Here is a 20,210-nt window from a genome sequence, read left to right as displayed (position 1 = left end):
TCCTCTTCGATGAATAAGCGTCAGTTGGACTTCGCCGTGATCCACACGGTGATGGCGACCAGAGCGCCGATACCGAAGATCCACACGAACAGGCCCTCGGAGACCGGTCCGAGCGAGCCGAGGGAGAAGCCGCCGATCTGGACGGACTGCTGCTGGAAGAGCAGAGCCGAGATGATGTCGCGCTTGTCCTCGTCGGACAGGTTCATGTCGCCGAAGACCGGCATGTTCTGCGGGCCGGTGACCATGGCCGCGTAGATGTGCAGCGCGCTGGTCTCGGTGATGGCCGGAGCGTACTTGCCCTCGGTCAGTGCGCCACCGGCAGCGGCCACGTTGTGGCACATCGCGCAGTTGACGCGGAAGAGCTCGGCGCCGTGCGCCACGTCGCCTTCGCCGTCGAGGATCTCGTCAGCGGGGTACGTCGGGCCGGGGGCTTCGGACTGCACGTAGGCCGCCATCGCGAGAATCTGCTCCTCGGTGAACTGCGGCTCCTTCTGCGGAGCCTGCGGTCCCTGCATCTGCAGCGGCATACGGCCGGTCGACACCTGGAACTCCACCGCCAGCTCGCCGACGCCGTAGAGGCTCGGGCCGTTGGGGGTGCCCTCCAGGTCGAGGCCGTGGCAGGTGGCGCAGTTGGCCGTGAACAGCTTCTCGCCGTCTTCGACCGTCAGCTGCGTCGATGCCGTGGGGGCGTCGTTGGCGGCGAAGGCCGCCGTCGCGCCCGCGTACACCGCACCGGTGATCATGAGGCCTGCTCCGATGAGTGCGGCCGCCGCCAGTGGGCTGCGACGACCGCTCGAACGGCGCTTCTTCTCTCGTGCCATCTCGGGGATCAGCTCCGCTCTTATTTCAGGAAGTAGATAACGAAGAACAGCACGATCCAGACGACGTCGACGAAGTGCCAGTAGTAGGACACCACGATCGAGGAGGTCGCCTCCTTGTGCCGGAAGTTCTTGACGGCGTACGCGCGGCCGATCACCAGGAGGAACGCAACGAGTCCGCCGGTGACGTGGAGGGCGTGGAAGCCGGTGGTGATGTAGAAGGCCGAGGCGTAGGCATCAGCCTGGATCGGCATTCCCTCGGCGACCAGCTGGGCGTACTCCCAGACCTGACCCGAGACGAAGATCGCGCCGAGGGCGAAGGTGAGGAAGAACCACTCGACCATGCCCCAGCCGAACAGACGACGGCGGCCGGCACCGTTCTTCTGTCCCTTGCCGATCTTGTACGGCTGCAGGTCCTCCGCCGCGAACACGCCCATCTGGCACGTGAACGAGGAGAGCACGAGGATCGCCGTGTTCACTGCCGCGAACGGAACGTTCAGGAGCTCGGTACGGTCGGCCCACAGCTCGGGTGAGGTGCTGCGGAGGGTGAAGTAGATCGCGAAGAGTCCCGCGAAGAACATCACCTCGCTGCCGAGCCACACAATGGTGCCGACAGCTACCGGGTTGGGCCGCTTGATGGTTCTCGCCGCCGGGGCATACGTCGCTGAGGTCGTCACCCCTCCATTATGGCCGATCCGCGAGCGTGATTCTTGCACCCCAGACCCTCGATTCGCCGTTCGGGGACTTAGGGGACCCTAAGAAAACACTGCGAATACTCGGTGAATACGCGGGAAACGCCGTTCCTTCGTCTGCTGGGCGCCCGCCCGGATCGCACTGCACGTTTTCTCTGCGCCGATAGGATCGCACACATGGCTGATTCCCTGACCTGGTCCGACGTGCTCACCTCTCTCCTGGAGCGTCGCGACCTCAGCGTCTGGGAGTCCACCTGGGCCATGCGGCGGATCATGCAGGGCGAGGTCTCCGAAGCGCAGCTCGCCGGGTTCCTCGTCGCTCTGCGCGCGAAAGGCGAGACGATCGACGAGATCGTCGGTTTCCGGGACGCCATCCTCGAAGCCGCCGTGCCGCTTCCGGTCTCTCCCGACGTGCTGGACATCGTCGGTACGGGCGGGGACCGGGTGGGGACGGTGAACGTCTCGACGACGGCTGCCGTCATCATCGGTGCCACCGGGATCCCGGTCGTCAAGCACGGGAATCGGGCCGCGAGCTCCGCGTCCGGCTCCTCCGATGTTCTCGGCGCTCTTGGCCTGGAACTCTCGCTCGATCCTGCGGCCGTCGCCTCGATCCTCGACCGGACGGGTATCACCTTCGCCTGGGCGGGGGCCTTCCACCCCGGTTTCAAGCACGCCGGCGCGGTCCGTTCGCAGCTCGGCGTGCCCACGGTGTTCAACATGCTCGGACCGCTCTGCAACCCCGCGCGCGCCGAGGCGAACGCGGTCGGCGTGGCGCAGATGGAGCGGGTGCCGCTCATCACCGGCGTCTTCCGCACACGGGGTGCCACTGCGTTGGTGTTCCGTGGCGATGACGGACTGGACGAGCTCACGACCACCGGCCACAGCCGCATCTGGGAGGTCACCCGCGGGGACATCCACGAGCACGACCTCGACCCGCGCGACCTGGGGATCCCTCTCGCTGACCTGTCCGATCTGATCGGCGGCTCTCCCGCCCACAACGCCGAGATCCTCCGCCGGACCCTTGCGGGGGAGCAGGGACCGGTGCGGGACATCGTGCTCCTCAACGCCGCCGCCGGGATCGTCGCCTTCGAGCTGTCCCAGGACGCGACCCAGGTGCAGCGGCCGATCCTCGAGCGCCTCCGCGACGGCCTCGCCCGGGCGTCCGCTGCGGTGGATGACGGGAGTGCACTGGCGAAGCTCGACCAGTGGATCGGCGTCAGTCGCGAGCTGGCTTCCCCGAAGGAGTGACCATGGACCCGGTCGACGCGCTGCTCGAGATCGCTTCGCTGCTGGAGCGCGAGCGGGCGTCGCGATACCGGGCAAAGGCGTTCCGTCAGGCGGCGGCCACCTTCCAGGAGCTTCCGCCTGACGTGCAGGACGATCCGACGCGCCTTCGGGCCGCCAAGGGCATCGGCGAGTCGACGTTCGCCGTCATCCGGCAGGCTCAGGCCGGAGAGGTGCCGGAGTATCTGATCGAGCTCCGTGGCGACGTGGAACCCGAGAAGGTGTCGGTGCTCCGTGGGAAGCTCCGCGGCGACCTGCACGCCCACACCGAGTGGTCGGATGGGACGACCTCCATCGAGGTGATGGCTGCTGCCGCCCGCGCGCAGGGCCACGAGTACCAGGCCATCACGGATCACTCACCGCGCCTCCGCGTGGCGCGAGGCCTGTCGGCTGAGCGACTCCGAGAGCAGATCCCGCAGGTGCGGGCGCAGTCGGGGGACGGGTTCACGCTCCTCGCCGGTATCGAAGTGGACATCCTGGAAGACGGCGCGCTCGATCAGGAGGATGCGCTCCTCGCGGACCTGGACATCGTCGTCGCCTCGGTGCACTCCAAGCTCCGGATGGATGGACGGGCGATGACCGCGCGGATGATCGCGGCCGTCTCGCATCCTCGGGTGAACGTCCTCGGGCACTGCACCGGCCGTCTCGTCCAGGGCGACCGGGGCACGCGACCGCCCTCGGCGTTCGACGCCGCCGCGGTGTTCGCGGCCTGCGCGGAGAACGGGGTCGCCGTGGAGATCAACTCCCGCCCCGAGCGTCAGGACCCGCCGGACGAGCTCATCGCGATCGCGCTGGAGGCCGGATGCCTCTTCTCCATCGACTCCGACGCGCACGCCCCCGGCCAGCTCTCCCTGCTGGACCACGGTGCCGAACGGGCGGAGCGCACCGGCGTTCCGGCGTCACGCATCGTCACCACGTGGGGGCTTTCGCGCCTCCTCGCCTGGGCGGAGTGACGTCAGCGCTGGTCAGCATCCCTGACCTCGTTCGCGGCCGCGGTGACCGCGGCGACGGCTCGCGTCATCGAGCTGCCGAGATTCCAGCGCTCGGCCAGGGCCGTTGCTTCTTCGGCTTCCTCCGACAAGAGGGCGTGCAGGGCGACTCCCGGGGCAGCGATCGGCAGCGTCGTGGCGACGGCGACGACGGTCGGAGCGACGTCGAGGTAGGCCTGCGCGTCGAGGATCTTCGCGCGGATGCCGGCGCTCATGCCCTCGCCGGCTTCCGCGGCCTCCCGGATGCCGAGCAGGTCGCCGTGCTTCTGCAGCAGAGTGGCCGCCGTCTTCTCGCCGATGCCGGCGACGCCGGGAAGCCCGTCCGACGCGTCCCCGCGCATCGTCGCGAAGTCTGCGTACTGCGTCGGCAGGACACCGTACTTCGCGACGACCGTCGCGTCCGTGACGACTTCCAGGTTGCTCATGCCGCGGGCCGTGTAGATCACGCGCACGTCGCGCTCGTCGTCGACGAGCTGGAACAGGTCGCGGTCGCCGGTGACGATGTCTACGGGCATCGTCGCGTTCGTCGCGAGCGTGCCGATCACGTCGTCCGCCTCGTGCTCGGCGACGCCGACGATCGGGATGCCGATGGCCCCGAGCGTCTCCCTGATCAGGGGGATCTGCGCCTCCAGCGGGTCGGGGACGTCTTCGACGTCCGGGGCGCCCGCCACGACCTCCACCACCCGGTGGGTCTTGTAGCTCGGGATGAGGTCCACGCGCCATTGCGGACGCCAATCGTCATCCCAGCAGGCTACGACGTGGGTCGGCTGATACGTGGTGACCAGCTTGGCGATCATGTCCAGCAATCCGCGTGCGGCGTTGATGGGGGAGCCGTCGGGGGCGGTCACCTTGTCGGGCACGCCATAGAACGCACGGAAGTAAAGGCTGGCGGTGTCGAGCAGCATGAGGCGTTCGGCGTGGGTCATGGGTTCAGGGTAGAGCGTGCCAGATCAGGTGCTCAGCAGCCCGGCGCCGCGGGTCGTTCTTCGCACGTCCGTGCCACGAGCGCGGTGGTGGCCTCGTAGATGCGGACGCTGCGGGACGGTCCGTCGACCGACAGCTCACCGGACACGGGGAACCAGCCCCCGCCGATATCGACTTCCGCGGTGTACGCGACCGTGGTCCTCGTCGAATAGGTGCCCCGTCGCGCATAGGTATGGCTCGTCTCGGTCGGCGTGAATGGCGCCTGCCCGAGCGTCGACCAGGTGCTGCCGCCGTCTGGCTTCGTCGCCGTCGTGCCGTCGCCGTGGTCGAAGACGACGCGAACAGGCGTGAAGCGTACCGTCACCGGCCGATCGAGCAGGGTGCCAGTCGCCGTGTGCGCGGCGACCGTGGCCACGAAGTTCGTCGGCATGCCTGCGATGCCCGCGTTCCCCGGCTCGGCGGTGGTCGTCACCGGTGGGGGAGCGAACTGTGCGAGATCCGCGATGGTGAGCGGTCGCCCCGACTCCTTCGTCACCCGCACCGCGTACATGCCGCACGAGCGGCTCAGTGGCGTGTCGTCTGTCCGACACGGCTCGTTTTCCGTCTCTGGGGTAGAGGGGGATTTGGAAGGCTCGTGACTTGGAGCGTTTGGCGTGGAGCGCTTCTCGGTCGCGATGATCGTCAGGCGGTTTCCGGTGGCCGAGCACCCAGTGACGAAGGACACCGCCGCGTTGCAGCCACTGCTTGATGGAGCAATGAAGCCGAGCGTTGAAAGTGTGATCGCGACGACCGCAGCTAAGAGGCGCACGTAAACTCCTCCGAGCTCTGCAGGCCGGAGATCGTCGAGGCGGCGTTGGCGGTAGCGGCAAAGGTCACCACTGTGGGTTGCAGGGCTGGTCTATCTGGAGCGACGATCGAAGCGCCGTCAGAGTCGACGACATCCACTTCACTTACGTCTATGCAAACTCGAGCTTGCACCCCACCCGAGTCGGCGTCGGCGGACACTCCGCTCACCCATGAAAACCGCGTCGCGCCTGAAGTGCGGACTCCTTCGGCATGAAATTGGCTGAACGCGCGCCTCGTGGATTCAGCCGCCTGCCCCGATAGATGACTGAAGACGCCCTCGAAGGTTGCTGGGTCAGAGAAGTCGACGCGGTTCAAGGCGTCAATGTACTCGGAGAAGGTGGCCTCGGCTGCGGCGAAGGCTTCTTCTTCGGAGGGGAAGGCGGGGGAGGGGGTCGGCGTGGACTCCGGAGCGGGGGTGCATCCGGAGAGCAGCGAGACGCCGAGTGCCAGCACGGCCAGGAGACGGAGAGGAGTGGGCGACATCACCGAGCCACCGTATGCGGAATGCGCTGGTCGCGGCGGGCGTTATCCACAGAGTGGCTGCGGGAGATCCGCTCCTTCATGGGGCGACAACTTCTGGTAGCCTGAACTGTCACTCGTGGCGTGTACACGCATGCCCAGGTGACGAACACACCACAATCCACCTGCTGCGAAGCACATCCCGGCCGTGCGCGGCCATGCTCCGCAGCCCGAGTATCCATTCACAAGGACAACCCACTACATGACTACCGCAACGACCGCCCCGGCCACCAAGCAGGTCGCCATCAACGACATCGGATCTGCTGAGGACTTCCTGGCCGCGGTCGAGAAGACCCTGAAGTTCTTCAACGACGGCGACATCATCGAAGGCACGATCGTCAAGATCGACCGCGATGAGGTCCTGCTCGATGTCGGCTACAAGACCGAGGGTGTCATCCCCTCGCGCGAGCTCTCGATCAAGCACGACGTCGACCCCAACGAGGTCGTCAAGGTCGGCGACGAGGTCGAGGCCCTGGTTCTCCAGAAGGAGGACAAGGAAGGCCGCCTGATCCTCTCCAAGAAGCGTGCGCAGTACGAGCGCGCCTGGGGAGACGTCGAGAAGATCAAGGAGAACGACGGCGTCGTCACCGGTACGGTCATCGAGGTCGTCAAGGGTGGACTCATCGTCGACATCGGCCTCCGTGGCTTCCTCCCGGCCTCGCTCATCGAGCTCCGCCGCGTCCGCGATCTCACGCCGTACCTCGGCCAGGAGATCGAGGCGAAGATCCTCGAGCTCGACAAGAACCGCAACAACGTCGTTCTCAGCCGCCGTGCGCTGCTGGAGCAGACCCAGTCGGAGTCGCGCACCACGTTCCTGAACAACCTGCACAAGGGTCAGGTCCGCAAGGGTGTCGTCTCCTCGATCGTCAACTTCGGTGCGTTCGTGGACCTGGGTGGCGTGGACGGCCTCGTGCACGTCTCCGAGCTGTCCTGGAAGCACATCGAGCACGCCTCCGAGGTCGTCGAGGTGGGCCAGGAGGTCACCGTCGAGATCCTCGAGGTCGACCTCGACCGCGAGCGCGTCTCCCTGTCGCTGAAAGCGACGCAGGAGGACCCGTGGCAGGTCTTCGCCCGCACCCACGCGATCGGTCAGGTCACGCCGGGTAAGGTCACCAAGCTCGTTCCGTTCGGTGCGTTCGTCCGCGTCGCAGACGGCATCGAGGGCCTCGTCCACATCTCCGAGCTCTCCAGCAAGCACGTCGAGCTGGCCGAGCAGGTCGTGTCGGTCGGCGAAGAGGTCTTCGTCAAGGTCATCGACATCGACCTCGAGCGTCGTCGCATCTCGCTGTCGCTGAAGCAGGCCAACGAGTCGGTCGACCCCAACGGAACCGAGTTCGACCCGGCTCTGTACGGCATGCTCGCCGAGTACGACGAGAACGGCGAGTACAAGTACCCGGAGGGCTTCGACGCCGAGACCGGTGCGTGGAAGGAAGGCTTCGACGCCCAGCGCGAGGCATGGGAGCAGGAGTACGCTGCGGCCCAGGCTCGCTGGGAGGCGCACAAGGCTCAGGTCGCGAAGGCGGCCGAGGCCGAGGCTGCGGCCGGCGACGACTTCGGCGGCCAGTCCTTCTCGAGCGAGTCGGCCGGTGCCGGCACGCTCGCCGATGACGAGGCTCTCGCGGCTCTGCGCGAGAAGCTCTCGGGCGGCAACTCCTAAGCAACACTCCGAAAAGGGTCGTCACCCCGCTTCACGGCGGGTGTGGCGGCCCTTTTCGCATGCCCGGAATCCCGCGGAACACCTGCGTGACGCAACATTACGGCCGCATTCGTAACATTCCGGAGCCTCCGACAGCATGGGGACATGACCGCCCTCCTGCCCGCTGCGTCGCACACCGCTGAGGCCCCGAAGACCGCGGGCTCCGCACAGCCCGTGCGCCTCGACGGCATCGCACGGTCGTTCCCGCTCGCACAGGGGCGACGCGAGGTGCTCCGCGGTCTCGACCTGGATATCGCCGCCGGGGAGATCGTCGCCGTCGTCGGCCCGTCCGGGTGCGGGAAGTCGACCCTGCTGCGCCTCATCGGCGGACTGGACACCCCCACGCGGGGGACGATCCGCCTGGACGGCTCCGGTGTCGCCGATGTCGACGAGCGCACAGCGATCGCGTTCCAGGAGCCGCGGCTGCTTCCGTGGCGCACCCTTGCGCAGAACGTCGAGCTCGGTCTTCCCCGCAGCGTCTCCCGCACCGTCGGACGCACTCGCGTCCGCGAACTGCTGCAGCTCGTCGGTCTCGAGCACGCCGCGGATCAGCGTCCGCGCGAGGTGTCCGGAGGCATGGCGCAGCGGGCGTCCCTCGCCCGCGCTCTCGCCAGGAACCCCGGGGTGCTGCTGCTCGACGAGCCGTTCGGCGCCCTCGACGCCCTCACCCGCCTCCGCATGCACGACCTGCTCTTGAAGATCCACGCGGCCGAGCCCACCACGGTGCTGCTCGTGACCCACGACGTGGAGGAGGCCCTCTATCTCGCCGACCGCGTGCTGCTGCTGCGCACCGTCGGCGACGCGGACGACACGGCGTCGTCCGTCGCGCGGACGATCCGCGTCCCCGGCATCCGCCCCCGAGACCGCGCCGACCGCGGCCTCGCCGACCTGCGCGCCGAGCTCCTCGAAGGGCTCGGCGTCGACACGCACCACCACACCCCCGAGGAGACCCGATGAGCACCATCACCCGCCGCATCATCCCTGCGATCGCCGTCGCCGGGACGATGATGCTCGTCGCCACCGGCTGCGTCGCCGGGGAGAACGCGTCCGCCGAGGCCGAGTCCACCCCCGCCGGGAACGGCGAGTGGTCGGCGGACACGCTCTCCATCGACTTCGCGACCTACAATCCGCTCAGCCTCGTGATCCGCGACCAGGCCATCCTGGAGGACATCCTCGGCGACGACGTCACCGTCGAATGGGTGCAGTCCGCCGGCTCGAACAAGGCCAACGAGCTCCTCCGCTCGGGTTCGGTCGACGTGGGATCGACGGCGGGCTCGGCCGCGCTGCTCGCCCGCGCGAACGGTTCGCCCATCCAGGTGATCGACATCTTCTCCCAGCCCGAGTGGTCAGCCATCGTCGTCGGGCCCGACAGCGACATCACCTCGGTGGAGGATCTCAAGGGCGCCTCTGTCGCGGCCACCAAGGGCACGGACCCCTACTTCTTCCTCCTCCAGGCTCTGGAGGAGGGCGGGCTGTCGCTGGCTGACGTCGAGGTGCAGAACCTCCAGCACGCCGACGGGCGCGCGGCGCTCGACGGCGGTTCGGTCGACGCATGGGCGGGTCTCGACCCCATCATGGCCGCCGCGGAGCAGGAGTCGGGCGACAAGCTCATCTACCGCAACGTCGACTTCAACACGTACGGCTTCCTCAACGCGACCGAGGACTTCATCGACAACCACCCCGACCTCGCTCAGGCCGTCGTCGACGCCTACGAGGAGGCCCGTGCGTGGGCGCTCGAGAACCCGGAGGAGACTGCCGCCCTGCTGGCAGAGGTCGCCGGTATCGACCTCGAGGTCGCGACCACGGTCATCCAGGAGCGGTCGAACCTCGACGTGAACGGCATCCCCGGTGACGACCAGCTGAAGGTGCTCGAGAAGATCGCTCCCGTGCTCGTCGAGTCCGGCGACGTCCAGGGTGGGCAGGAATCCGTCGACAAGGCGCTGTCCAGCATCATCAACGACACCTTCGCGACGAAGGCGGGCGCAGGCGAGTGACCGGTTTCGAGGATCGGGTGGTCGTCCCGGCGGAATCGCGGGACGCGCTCGAGTTCGCGAAGGGCGCTCCCCGGCGGGGGACGGGAGGAGCACGGCGTGGTCTGCCGCCCGTCGTACGGATCGTCGGGGGCTTCCTGCTCCCGGCTGCGATCCTCATCGCCTGGCAGGTGGTCACGACGGCCGGCCTCATCGAGCCGTACCGACTCCCGGCGCCGGCGTCGGTGTTCCAGGCCGGGGTGGAACTGGCCGAGTCCGGACAGCTCTGGACCCACATCGCCATCTCCGTCCAGCGAGTGCTGCTCGGGTTCGCGATCGGCTCGGTCGTCGGCCTCGCAGCGGCCGGCATCGTCGGGCTCTCACGCTGGGGCGACGTGCTGCTCAGCCCGACCCTCGCGGCGGTTCGCGCGGTGCCGTCGCTCGCCTGGGTGCCGCTGCTGATCCTGTGGATGCAGATCGGCGAGGAGTCCAAGGTGACCCTCATCGCGATCGGTGCATTCTTCCCGGTCTACACGACCGTCGCCTCCGCGCTCCGGCACGTGGACCCGCAGCTCGTCGAGGCGGGACGCTCCTTCAGCCTGCACGGATGGTCGCTGTTCCGCACGGTCCAGCTCCCGGCCGTGGTGCCGTCCGTCGTCGCGGGCCTCCGCCTCGCGCTCGCCCAGGCGTGGCTGTTCCTGGTCGCCGCCGAGCTGATCGCGTCGTCCATGGGGCTCGGCTTCCTGCTCACGGACTCGCAGAGCACCGGGCGCGTCGACCGCATCCTGCTCTCCATCGTGCTGCTCGCGTTGCTCGGCACGATCACCAACGGCGTGCTCGCGCTGCTGGAGAAGTACCTGCTGCGGCGATGGACGTGACGACGACCGAGGCTCGGCTGCAGGAGGAACGGGTCTATCCTCCGTCGCCCGCGTTCCTCGACGCCAACGTGACCGCGGAGGCCTATGCCCGGGCGGCCGCTGATCCTCTGGCCTTCTGGGAGGACGCGGCCCGCCGACTGGACTGGGCCGAGCCGTGGACGGCCGTGCACGAGTGGGAGCCGCCCGTCGATGGTGCGGTCCCGGCGGCGCGATGGTTCCTCGGCGGCCGGCTGAACGTCGCGGTGAACTGCGCGGACCGTCATGTCGACGCCGGGCGCGGAGACAAGGTGGCGCTGCACTTCGAAGGAGAGCCCGGTGACCGGGTCTCGGTGACCTACGCCGACCTCCAGCGCCGCGTGGCCCAGGCCGCGCACGCGCTGGAAGACCTCGGGATCCGACCGGGGGACCGCGTGGTGATCTACCTCCCCGTGCTCGTGGAGACGGTGGTCATCACGCTCGCCTGCGCGCGGATAGGAGCCGTCCACTCGCTCGTCTTCGGAGGGTTCTCCGCGGAGGCCGTGCGGTTCCGGCTCGAGGACACCGGGGCGAAGCTGCTCGTCACCAGCGACGGCCAGTTCCGGCGGGGGACGGCGACCGAGGTCAAGTCCGCCGCCGACGCCGCCGCCGCGGGACTGCCGGACCTCGAACACGTCCTCGTGCTCCGTCGCACCGGACAGGGCGTCCCGTGGACCGAAGGCAGGGACGTGTGGTGGCACGACGTCGTCGACACGGCTCCCACCGTGCATCGGGCGGAGGCCTTCGACGCCGAGCACCCGCTCTTCATCATCTACACCTCCGGCACGACGGGGAAGCCCAAGGGCCTCGTGCACACCTCCGGCGGCTACCTGACGCACGCAAGCTGGGCGCACTGGGCGCATTTCGACGCCAGACCGGACGACGTCCATTGGTGCACGGCCGACCTCGCCTGGGTGACGGCGCACACCTACGAGATCTACGGGCCGCTGTCGAACGGGCTCACCCAGGTCATCTACGAGGGCACGCCGGACACTCCGCGCCGCGAGCGGCACTTGGAGATCATCGAGCGCTACGGCGTCACGATCTACTACACGGCTCCGACGCTGATCCGGACCTTCATGACCTGGTTCGGCGACGAGCTGCCGAGCGGCCACGATCTGTCGACTCTGCGACTGCTCGGCACGGTGGGCGAGGCGATCAATCCGGAGGCCTGGGTGTGGTTCCGCCGGAACTTCGGGCGGGATGAGCTTTCCGTCATCGACACGTGGTGGCAGTCGGAGACCGGCGCCGCGATGATCGCGCCCTTGCCCGGCGTCACACCCCTGAAGCCCGGCTCCGCGTCGATCCCGCTTCCGGGCATCGACGTCGCGGTGGTCGACGAGAACGGTGACGAGGTGGCGCCTGGACGATCCGGGACGCTGGTCGTCCGGCGTCCGTGGCCGGGGATGGCGCGGACCGTCTGGGGGAACCCGGAGCGCTACCGCGACGCGTACTGGTCTGCGTACGCCGGTGTGGGCGCGCACGGCGGCTACTACGTCGCCGGAGACGGGGCGACACAGGACGCCGACGGCTTCATCTGGATCCTGGGACGACTCGACGACGTCGTGAACGTCTCCGGTCATCGCCTCTCGACGATCGAGATCGAGTCGGCGCTCGTGGCGCACGAGACGGTCGGCGAAGCCGGGTCCGCAGGCGTGGCTGATCCGGTCACCGGGCAGGCGGTCGTGGCGTTCGTCACCCCGTCCGGCCGGGCGGCGATCGACGCGCAGGCGCTGCGCGCTCAGGTCGCCCGCGCGATCGGTCCCGTCGCGAAGCCGAAGCACGTCGTCGTCGTGCCGGACCTGCCCAAGACGCGCTCGGGGAAGATCATGCGCCGCCTGCTCGCGCAGCTCTGGGATGCCGAACAGGATCGGCGCGCGGGACGCGCTCCGCAGGCCCTCGGCGACACGACGTCATTGCAGAACCCCTGGGCCGTCGACGACATCGCCGGCGCTCTCGCCGCAGAATCGAGGACATCATGACCGACGACCACCGCTTCGGGTTCCGCACGCGCGCCCTGCATGCCGGGGGTACACCGGACGCCGCCACCGGAGCGCGGGCGGTCCCGATCTACCAGACGACGTCCTTCGTCTTCGACGATGCGGCCGACGCCGGAAACCTCTTCGCGCTGCAGAAGTACGGCAACATCTACTCGCGCATCGGCAACCCCACCGTCGCCGCCCTGGAGGAACGGCTGGCCTCGCTGGAGGGCGGCATCGGGGCCGTGGCGACCGCCTCGGGGATGAGCGCGGAGTTCATCACGTTCGCCGCGCTCGTGGGCGCGGGCGATCACGTCGTCGCCGCCGCGCAGCTCTACGGCGGCACGGTCACACAGCTCGATGTGACGCTTCGACGCTTCGGCGTGGAGACGACGTTCGTCAGCTCCTCCGACCCTGCCGACTTCGCCGCGGCCATCCGTCCGGAGACCAAGGTCGTCTACGTCGAGATGATCGGGAACCCGTCGGGCGAGATCGCCGACATCGCGGGTCTCGCCGCCATCGCCCACGACGCCGGGGTGCCACTCGTCGTCGATGCGACGCTCGCCACGCCCTACCTCGCGCGCCCGCTGGAGCACGGGGCGGACATCGTCATCCACTCGGTGACGAAGTTCCTCGGCGGCCACGGCACGACCCTCGGCGGTGTGGTCATCGAGAAGGGCACGTTCGACTGGGGCAACGGCAAGTTCCCGCAGATGACCGAACCGGTGGCCTCCTACGGCGGCATCTCCTGGTGGGGCAACTTCGGCGAGTACGGATTCCTCACCAAGCTGCGCTCCGAACAGCTGCGCGACATCGGACCCGCCCTGAGCCCGCAGTCGGCCTTCACGCTCCTGCAGGGCGTGGAGACGCTGCCTCAGCGTATCGACGCTCACATCGCCAACGCCCGGGTCGTCGCCGAGTGGCTGGCGGCAGACCCCCGCGTCTCCTACGTCACCTGGGCAGGACTGGAAGGTCATCCGCATCATGAGCGTGCCGCCCGGTACCTGCCGCTGGGGCCGGGATCTGTGTTCGCGTTCGGAGTCGCCGCCGAGGACGGCCGCGCCGCGGGGGAGACGTTCATCGAGAACCTGCAGCTCGCGTCCCACCTCGCCAACATCGGCGACGCCCGCACCCTGGTGATCCACCCGGCCTCCACCACGCACCGCCAGCTCACCGCGGAGCAGCTCGTCGCCGCCGGCGTGCGGCCCGACCTGATCCGCATCTCCGTCGGCCTGGAGGACGCGGAAGACATCATCTGGGACCTCGATCAGGCCCTCACCCTCGCGACGGGAGCCCACTGATGAGCACGACCTCCGCCGGGGACGCCTGCGCCGTCCCTCAGACCACGGATGCCGCCAGCTGCGCGCTCCCCGCTGCCGTCGAGCCGGGCCGCACGTGGACCGGGCCCTCGCAGCCGCAGCGGTTCGGACTGCTGCGGCGCGCCCGATCGATCGCCATCGTCGGTGCCTCGGGGAATCCGTCACGGGCCTCGTACTTCGTCGCGACCTACCTGCTGTCCAGCACGGCCTACGACGTCTATCTCGTGAACCCGAGGGAGACCGAGATCCTCGGGCAGCCGGTCTACCCGTCGTTGAGCGCCCTGCCCGTGCAGCCCGACATCGTCGACGTCTTCCGTCGTCACGACGACCTTCCGGGGGTCGCGCAGGAGGCGATCGACCGCGGTGCCAAGACGCTGTGGCTCCAGCTCGGCTCCTGGAACGAGGAGGCGGCCGCGCTCGCGGAGGAGGCCGGTCTCTCGGTCGTCATGGATCGCTGCATCAAGATCGAGCACGCCCGCTTCCACGGCGGCCTGCATCTCGCCGGCTTCGACACCGGCGTGATCAGCTCCCGACGGCAGCTGCTCGCGCGCTGAGGGGCGCTCGCTGCGTCGCTCACGCGCAGATCGTGTTCGCCGTGCTGCGTTGCAGCGTCACGGGAACCTGCAGGTCGGTGAGGTGCCAGTCGAGACTGCGGCCGGTGAGCCGCGGCAGAGTCGAGCACGTCCATGCGCGGTCGGGCGTGACATGGCTGCCTGGGAGCACCCCCGCTTCGGCCCAGGAAGTCCACGTGCGGGGAAGGCCCGTCGCCCTCTTCAGATCGACGTCGACGTCGACGTGGTGCGACCCGCCCGGTGCGTTGGTGCTGATGTAGAAGTGGCCGGAGGTGTCGCTGATCTCCTCATAGCGGATGGCCGTGATCGCGCAGGTCGTGGGGGCGGCCGACGGGCTGCTGTACGCCTTGCACGAGTTCCCGGTGAACGGGGACAACCATGTTGAGGCGGACGTCACCGTCGCCGTGACCACGGTCCGATCCGTCCACGCCGCGCTGGTGGTGGAAACGCTTCCCTGGGTGACGGACAGGAAGACGAGCGCCATCGCGACCGCGACGCCGGCCACCGGGGAGAATCGTCGTACGGGTGTCACGTGGTCAGCGGCTTACGCGACGGTCGCTCGACGGGACTCATCATGCTGAGGCCGAGCAGGCCCAGGAGCCCAAGCAGCAGCGGGACGGCGACGGGAGGCGACGTCATCCTCATGATGGCGGTTCCCCACCCGGGGAGCTGTACTGCCGGCTTCCACACCTCGCCGGTCACGGCATAGTCCAAGGCGTCGGAGAAGTCGTTATTGTCGCCCTTCATAGTGATCGTGTGCGCGCCATCGGCGGCCTCGATGGCGGTGATGCGGTGGGTCACCAGGGTGTCGGTCAGCGCGCTCGGGAGGCTGACGACGTCCCCGACCTCGAGGGAGTCGGCGGGGACCTTGGTCGCGACGAGGAGGTCGCCCGTCATGATCTCGGGTTCCATGGAGCCCGAGATCACGACGAGCGGCTGGATGAGCCCGATCGCCGTGGCGCCCCAGACGACGCCGCAGCCCACGCCCGCGGCGGCCAGCGCCCAGAGCACGAGCAGGGCGAGCCGGCGGAGGAGCTGCACCACGGTTCGTCCCTCGTCTCTGCTGTCTCGGTGAGTGTCAGTTGGTCGCGGTGGCGGAGACCGTGACGACGATGGTGCCGCTCTTGCCCTGGTTGCTCGTCGCCCAGTCGGCCGGCGTGGTGACGACGAGCTCGAACTCGTCGCTCGCCGTGGAGCCGGAGGAGGTCAGCGACGCCGCGAGCCCGGTGATCGTCGCCGTCGGCTTCACCGTGAAGTCGGTCGCCGCGTTGCCGGGTGCGTACTCGACGGTCGAGGTGAGGGCGGCGTTGACGGAGCTGGAGTTCTTGACCCAGAGCTTGATGGTGCGGGTCTCGCCCGGGAGCAGATTCGCCAGCTTCTCCGCCGGGACGACGAGCTCGACGCTGTTCTTGGTGGCCGACTCCTTCCAGGTGGTTCCATCGGTCGAACCCTGGAGGTTGAAGGTGGCCGCCGCGGCGGGGGCGCTGAAGAACGTGTTGTCGGTCCACGCGGCGCTGGTGAGGGCGGCGCCGATGCCGCCCGTCGCGAGCACGGCCAGCGCGAACGCCATGATGGGGCGCCGCCTGGAGGGTCGCTCGGTGCGGTCAGGGCGTGCGGTGGCTTCCGTGTTCGTCATGGCTTCGACGTTACGCAGCACACCTCAGGGGACCGTCAAGTCTTCCTCAAGAGGGACCGAAGCTTTCCCGATTGTTCCTCGGCAGCGTCGTGCGACGCCCTCGGTCAGGCGTGGCAGGATGGTCGGATGCCGCTCATCGCTCTCACCGGAGGCATCGCGTCGGGGAAGTCCACCATCGCGAACCGGCTCGCCGAGCTCGGCGCGGTGATCGTCGACGCGGATCGGATCGTTCGCGAGGTCCAGGCGCCGGGATCCGAAGTGCTCGATGCGATCGCTCGGGCGTTCGGCGACGAGGTCATCGCCGACGACGGATCGCTCGACCGGGCGGCCCTCGGGGCGACCGTGTTCGCCGATCCGGACCGTCTCGCGCAGCTGAACGCCATCGTGCACCCTGCCGTGCGGGCCGAGTCCCAGCGCCGTTTCGACGCCGCGTTCCGTGCCGATCCGGATGCTGTCGTCGTCTACGACGTGCCGCTTCTCGTGGAGGCGCGTGTCGACGACCCGTGGGATGCGATCGTCGTCGCGCACGCTCCCGAGGAGGTCCGTCTCGAGAGGCTCGAGCACCTGCGCGGGATGACGCCTGACGAGGCCCGCGGGCGGATCGCCGCGCAGGTTCCCGACGACAGGCGGCTCGCGATCGCCGACATCGTCATCGACACCGCCGGATCGATCGCGGACACGCTGGCCCAGACGGACGCGCTCTGGGACCGGCTCCGCGCGAGCTGAAGCGCTGCCGCCACCGGACGCGGCCCCGATGTCGGAGGGGCGGCATACGCTTGATGTATGCAGCCCACCCGCAGTGTCCGCCCCTTCGAGGTCATCAGCGAGTACGCCCCCGCCGGTGACCAGCCGCAGGCCATCGCCGAGCTGGCGTCCCGCATCAACGCGGGCGAGACCGACATCGTGCTGCTCGGGGCGACCGGAACAGGCAAATCGGCGACCACGGCCTGGCTCGTCGAACAGGTGCAGCGCCCCACGCTCGTGCTCGCGCATAACAAGACCCTCGCGGCGCAGCTCGCCAACGAGTTCCGCGAGCTCATGCCGAACAACGCCGTCGAGTACTTCGTCTCGTACTACGACTACTACCAGCCCGAGGCCTACGTCCCGCAGACGGACACCTTCATCGAGAAGGACTCCTCGATCAACGCGGAGGTCGAGCGCCTCCGCCACTCGACGACCAACTCCCTGTTGAGCCGTCGGGATGTGGTCGTGGTGTCGACCGTCTCCTGCATCTACGGCCTGGGCGCCCCGGAGGAGTACCTGCGCGCCATGGTCGCGCTCCAGGTGGGGGAGCGGTACGACCGCGACGCCTTGATCCGTCAGTTCATCGCGATGCAGTACAACCGCAACGACGTCGACTTCTCGCGCGGCAACTTCCGTGTCCGCGGCGACACGATCGAGATCATCCCGGTGTACGAGGAGCACGCAATCCGCATCGAGCTGTTCGGCGACGAGATCGAGGCTCTCTACTCGCTGCACCCGCTCACGGGCGAGGTCATCGAGAAGCTGGACGCCGTGCCGATCTTCCCGGCCTCGCACTACGTCGCGGGCACCGACGTCATCCAGCGCTCCATCGGCACCATCGAGCACGAGCTGGAGGAGCGGCTGAAGGAGTTCGAGCGCCAGGGCAAGCTCCTCGAGGCACAGCGACTCCGAATGCGGACCACGTTCGACCTGGAGATGCTGCAGCAGCTCGGATTCTGCTCCGGCATCGAGAACTACTCGCGTCACATGGACGGACGCATGCCGGGCGAGCCTCCGCACACGCTCCTCGACTTCTTCCCGGACGACTTCCTGCTCGTCATCGACGAGTCCCACGTCACGGTGCCGCAGATCGGCGCGATGTACGAAGGAGACGCGTCCCGCAAGCGCACCCTCGTCGACCATGGATTCCGGCTGCCGAGCGCGATGGACAACCGCCCACTGCGCTGGGACGAGTTCAAGAACCGCGTGGGGCAGACCGTCTACCTGTCCGCCACCCCGGGCAAGTACGAGATGGGCATCGCCGACGGAGTGGTGGAGCAGATCATCCGCCCGACCGGCCTGGTCGATCCGGAGATCATCGTCAAGCCGTCGAAGGGGCAGATCGATGATCTCCTCGAAGAGATCAGGCTTCGCGTGGAGCGTGACGAGCGCGTGCTCGTCACGACGCTCACGAAGAAGATGGCGGAGGAGCTGACCGACTTCCTCGGCGAGCATGGCGTCCGGGTGCGCTACCTGCACTCCGACGTCGACACCCTGCGTCGCGTCGAGCTCCTCAGCGAACTGCGCGCCGGCGTGTACGACGTCCTGGTGGGTATCAACCTGCTGCGCGAGGGACTCGACCTCCCGGAGGTGTCGCTCGTCGCGATCCTCGACGCAGACAAGGAGGGCTTCCTCCGCTCCGGGACCTCGCTCATCCAGACCATCGGCCGCGCCGCGCGAAACGTGTCCGGTGAAGTGCACATGTACGCGGACAACATGACGGACTCCATGGCCAAGGCCATCGAGGAGACCGACCGCCGACGTGAGAAGCAGATCGCGTACAACAAGGAGCACGGTATCGATCCGCAGCCGCTGCGCAAGCGCATCGCCGACATCACGGAGGTGCTGGCGCGCGAGGGTCAGGACACCGCGGAGCTGATGTCCGGCCGAGGCCGCGCGTCGGGCAAGGGGAAGTCGCCGACACCGAACCTGCGGCGCACCGGGATCGCGGCCGAGGGCGCCCAGCAGCTGGAGGCCACGATCCAGGACCTCACCGATCAGATGCTCGCGGCAGCCGCCGAGCTGAAGTTCGAGCTGGCCGGACGCCTGCGTGACGAAGTGCAGGATCTGAAGAAGGAGCTCCGGTCGATGGAGCGGGCCGGGCACGCGTAGACGGAGTGGAGATGGATGCGGCAGGAGAGGAACTCGCGGACCGCGTCCGCGCACTGCTCGGGACCGACCCTTCCGTCGAGGAGCGCCGGATGTTCGGGACCAGGGCGTTCCTCGACGAGGGGCGCATCCTGGTGGGCGCCCGGAAGGACGGGACGCTTCTCGTCCGTGTGGATGAGGAGAACGGCGCCGTCGCGGTGACCCTGCCCGGAGCTTCGCGCGCCGTGATGGGGTCCCGCACCATGGGGTCCGGGTGGATCGATGTCTCCGCGTCGGCGATCGCCGACGATGCCGCGCTCATGACCTGGATCGACATGGCCCGGGAGTCGGTCGGCGCCGCCCTCGCAGCCGACGACGACTGACGCCGAGGGGCCTACGGGCAGTGCACCAGCGTCTTCGCGCCGGAGCGGTCGATCTCGTGCTCGGTCATCGGCGCACCGCAGAGCGGACAGGCTCGTTCCGCGCGCTCCGCGGCGCTCGGCGGGGGCGTCTTCTCGTAGGGCCCGACCGAGGCCGGACCGGCGAGACGCACGAGGTTGGTGTTCACCCAGGTGTAAAGGCCCCCCGCTTCGCGGATTCGGGTGCGAAGAGGGGGGCGGCTGGAGTCGCGTGACATGTTCATTAGTGTACTAATGATTCGTGCAGATGTATAGTCAAGATCGTGACTGACACCGATGATCTGCTCCGGCTCGAGAACCAGCTCTGCTTCGCCGTGGTCACGGCGGCGCGGAATGTGGTGGCGATCTACCGGCCGATCCTCGAGCCGCTCGGGTTGACGCACCCGCAGTACCTGGTGATGCTCGCCCTGTGGGAGCGGTCGCCGCGGACCCTGAACGACCTCGCCGCCGACCTCGCGCTGGAGCCCGCGACCGCGTCGCCCCTCGTCAAGAGGCTCGAGGCCGACGGGCTGGTGACCCGCCAGCGAAGCAATGAGGACGAACGCCGGCTGGAGATCACGCTCACCGACGCCGGTGCGGCGCTGCGTGCGAGGGCCGTGGACGTGCCGCATCGGGTGATGGCCGCCGTCGGGATGGGCATCGGCGAGATCGCCGCTCTCCGGGACGGGCTCGGGGCCTTCGCGGGGCGGCGCTCCGAGCAGAGCTGAGCCGTCCGGGGGCCCGGGGGAGCGGCTCGCTCGCCGTGACGACTCCGGGAAGCCCCCTCGCCGGGACCAGGCGTTGGGCGTTCTCGGAGCCGATGTCCGTGGCCCCTCGTAGACT

General features: G+C 68.6%; 21 protein-coding genes. 13 read left to right on the top strand and 8 right to left on the bottom strand.

The window, feature by feature from the left end:
- Window positions 1-20 precede the first annotated feature (20 nt).
- Together qcrC and ctaE are read right to left on the bottom strand one after the other, a co-directional pair.
- Window positions 21-821 carry a cytochrome bc1 complex diheme cytochrome c subunit gene (gene qcrC / locus WFJ36_RS06515; protein WP_071329602.1) on the bottom strand — a complete coding sequence of 267 codons (801 nt, stop codon included), beginning with the start codon at window positions 819-821 and terminating at the stop codon, window positions 21-23.
- A 20-nt stretch (window positions 822-841) separates the two neighbouring features.
- Entirely contained in the window at window positions 842-1,495 is a 654-nt protein-coding gene (ctaE, locus tag WFJ36_RS06510; RefSeq protein ID WP_105950032.1) for an aa3-type cytochrome oxidase subunit III, read from the bottom strand.
- A gap of 192 nt (window positions 1,496-1,687) precedes the next feature.
- Here ctaE and trpD point away from each other — a divergent pair, with 192 nt between their 5' ends.
- The gene (trpD, locus tag WFJ36_RS06505; protein ID WP_071329601.1) at window positions 1,688-2,758 is read left to right on the top strand and encodes an anthranilate phosphoribosyltransferase; all 1,071 of its coding nucleotides are present in this window, start codon (window positions 1,688-1,690) and stop codon (window positions 2,756-2,758) included.
- Window positions 2,759-2,760: 2 nt separating this feature from the next.
- Window positions 2,761-3,747, top strand: coding sequence for a PHP domain-containing protein (locus WFJ36_RS06500; RefSeq protein WP_336642927.1), 987 nt, complete (start codon window positions 2,761-2,763; stop codon window positions 3,745-3,747).
- 2 nt (window positions 3,748-3,749) lie between these two features.
- Here the strand turns inward: WFJ36_RS06500 and WFJ36_RS06495 are convergent, their stop codons facing one another.
- Both WFJ36_RS06495 and WFJ36_RS06490 read right to left on the bottom strand, forming a co-directional pair.
- Window positions 3,750-4,709: a 5'-3' exonuclease gene (locus WFJ36_RS06495; RefSeq protein ID WP_336642926.1), complete on the bottom strand. Its 960-nt coding sequence runs from the start codon at window positions 4,707-4,709 to the stop codon at window positions 3,750-3,752.
- 32 nt (window positions 4,710-4,741) lie between these two features.
- Window positions 4,742-5,242, bottom strand: coding sequence for a hypothetical protein (locus tag WFJ36_RS06490; protein ID WP_143049308.1), 501 nt, complete (start codon window positions 5,240-5,242; stop codon window positions 4,742-4,744).
- Between the two features lie 1,032 nt (window positions 5,243-6,274).
- On the opposite strand from WFJ36_RS06490, the gene rpsA reads away from it, so the two are divergent.
- From rpsA to WFJ36_RS06455, 7 genes are all read left to right on the top strand, one after another.
- Complete coding sequence (gene rpsA, locus WFJ36_RS06485) at window positions 6,275-7,729, top strand: 30S ribosomal protein S1 (protein ID WP_060921208.1); 1,455 nt, start codon at window positions 6,275-6,277, stop codon at window positions 7,727-7,729.
- Between the two features lie 144 nt (window positions 7,730-7,873).
- Entirely contained in the window at window positions 7,874-8,725 is an 852-nt protein-coding gene (locus WFJ36_RS06480; RefSeq protein ID WP_071329597.1) for an ABC transporter ATP-binding protein, read from the top strand.
- Window positions 8,722-9,762 carry an aliphatic sulfonate ABC transporter substrate-binding protein gene (locus WFJ36_RS06475; RefSeq protein ID WP_336642925.1) on the top strand — a complete coding sequence of 347 codons (1,041 nt, stop codon included), beginning with the start codon at window positions 8,722-8,724 and terminating at the stop codon, window positions 9,760-9,762. The genes WFJ36_RS06480 and WFJ36_RS06475 overlap by 4 nt, the downstream gene beginning before the upstream one ends.
- Complete coding sequence (locus WFJ36_RS06470) at window positions 9,759-10,616, top strand: ABC transporter permease (RefSeq protein WP_071329595.1); 858 nt, start codon at window positions 9,759-9,761, stop codon at window positions 10,614-10,616. Before WFJ36_RS06475 ends, WFJ36_RS06470 begins: the two co-directional genes overlap by 4 nt.
- The gene (acs, locus tag WFJ36_RS06465; RefSeq protein WP_336642924.1) at window positions 10,607-12,613 is read left to right on the top strand and encodes an acetate--CoA ligase; all 2,007 of its coding nucleotides are present in this window, start codon (window positions 10,607-10,609) and stop codon (window positions 12,611-12,613) included. Before WFJ36_RS06470 ends, acs begins: the two co-directional genes overlap by 10 nt.
- Window positions 12,610-13,911 carry an O-acetylhomoserine aminocarboxypropyltransferase/cysteine synthase family protein gene (locus tag WFJ36_RS06460; RefSeq protein ID WP_071329593.1) on the top strand — a complete coding sequence of 434 codons (1,302 nt, stop codon included), beginning with the start codon at window positions 12,610-12,612 and terminating at the stop codon, window positions 13,909-13,911. The genes acs and WFJ36_RS06460 overlap by 4 nt, the downstream gene beginning before the upstream one ends.
- Window positions 13,911-14,483, top strand: a complete 573-nt coding sequence (locus tag WFJ36_RS06455; protein ID WP_336642923.1) for a CoA-binding protein — start codon at window positions 13,911-13,913, stop codon at window positions 14,481-14,483. The genes WFJ36_RS06460 and WFJ36_RS06455 overlap by 1 nt, the downstream gene beginning before the upstream one ends.
- A gap of 19 nt (window positions 14,484-14,502) precedes the next feature.
- Here WFJ36_RS06455 and WFJ36_RS06450 read toward each other — a convergent pair whose 3' ends face one another.
- Genes WFJ36_RS06450 through WFJ36_RS06440 form a run of 3 tightly spaced genes read right to left on the bottom strand, consistent with a single transcriptional unit; the run spans window position 14,503 to window position 16,137 of the window.
- The gene (locus WFJ36_RS06450) at window positions 14,503-15,033 is read right to left on the bottom strand and encodes a hypothetical protein (RefSeq protein WP_336642922.1); all 531 of its coding nucleotides are present in this window, start codon (window positions 15,031-15,033) and stop codon (window positions 14,503-14,505) included.
- Window positions 15,030-15,545: a signal peptidase I gene (locus WFJ36_RS06445; protein WP_256209474.1), complete on the bottom strand. Its 516-nt coding sequence runs from the start codon at window positions 15,543-15,545 to the stop codon at window positions 15,030-15,032. The genes WFJ36_RS06450 and WFJ36_RS06445 overlap by 4 nt, the downstream gene beginning before the upstream one ends.
- A 34-nt stretch (window positions 15,546-15,579) precedes the next feature.
- The gene (locus WFJ36_RS06440) at window positions 15,580-16,137 is read right to left on the bottom strand and encodes a hypothetical protein (RefSeq protein WP_292791310.1); all 558 of its coding nucleotides are present in this window, start codon (window positions 16,135-16,137) and stop codon (window positions 15,580-15,582) included.
- A gap of 126 nt (window positions 16,138-16,263) precedes the next feature.
- Between WFJ36_RS06440 and coaE the strand changes: the two genes are divergently transcribed.
- The 3 genes from coaE to WFJ36_RS06425 are packed head-to-tail and all read left to right on the top strand — an operon-like array spanning window position 16,264 to window position 19,352.
- Window positions 16,264-16,863: a dephospho-CoA kinase gene (gene coaE, locus WFJ36_RS06435; protein WP_071329590.1), complete on the top strand. Its 600-nt coding sequence runs from the start codon at window positions 16,264-16,266 to the stop codon at window positions 16,861-16,863.
- 57 nt (window positions 16,864-16,920) lie between these two features.
- Window positions 16,921-18,993, top strand: coding sequence for an excinuclease ABC subunit UvrB (gene uvrB, locus WFJ36_RS06430; protein WP_025105040.1), 2,073 nt, complete (start codon window positions 16,921-16,923; stop codon window positions 18,991-18,993).
- An 11-nt stretch (window positions 18,994-19,004) separates the two neighbouring features.
- Entirely contained in the window at window positions 19,005-19,352 is a 348-nt protein-coding gene (locus WFJ36_RS06425; RefSeq protein ID WP_336642921.1) for a TfoX/Sxy family protein, read from the top strand.
- An 11-nt stretch (window positions 19,353-19,363) separates the two neighbouring features.
- Here the strand turns inward: WFJ36_RS06425 and WFJ36_RS06420 are convergent, their stop codons facing one another.
- Window positions 19,364-19,612 carry a hypothetical protein gene (locus WFJ36_RS06420; RefSeq protein WP_071329588.1) on the bottom strand — a complete coding sequence of 83 codons (249 nt, stop codon included), beginning with the start codon at window positions 19,610-19,612 and terminating at the stop codon, window positions 19,364-19,366.
- A 39-nt stretch (window positions 19,613-19,651) separates the two neighbouring features.
- Here WFJ36_RS06420 and WFJ36_RS06415 point away from each other — a divergent pair, with 39 nt between their 5' ends.
- Complete coding sequence (locus WFJ36_RS06415) at window positions 19,652-20,095, top strand: MarR family winged helix-turn-helix transcriptional regulator (protein WP_071329587.1); 444 nt, start codon at window positions 19,652-19,654, stop codon at window positions 20,093-20,095.
- The last annotated feature ends 115 nt before the right edge of the window (window positions 20,096-20,210 follow it).

It is taken from the genome of Microbacterium sp. MMO-113 (genome assembly GCF_037148555.1).
In the GTDB taxonomy this organism is placed as follows: Bacteria; Actinomycetota; Actinomycetes; order Actinomycetales; family Microbacteriaceae; genus Microbacterium.
This window is presented reverse-complemented; position numbering and strand designations above follow the sequence as displayed.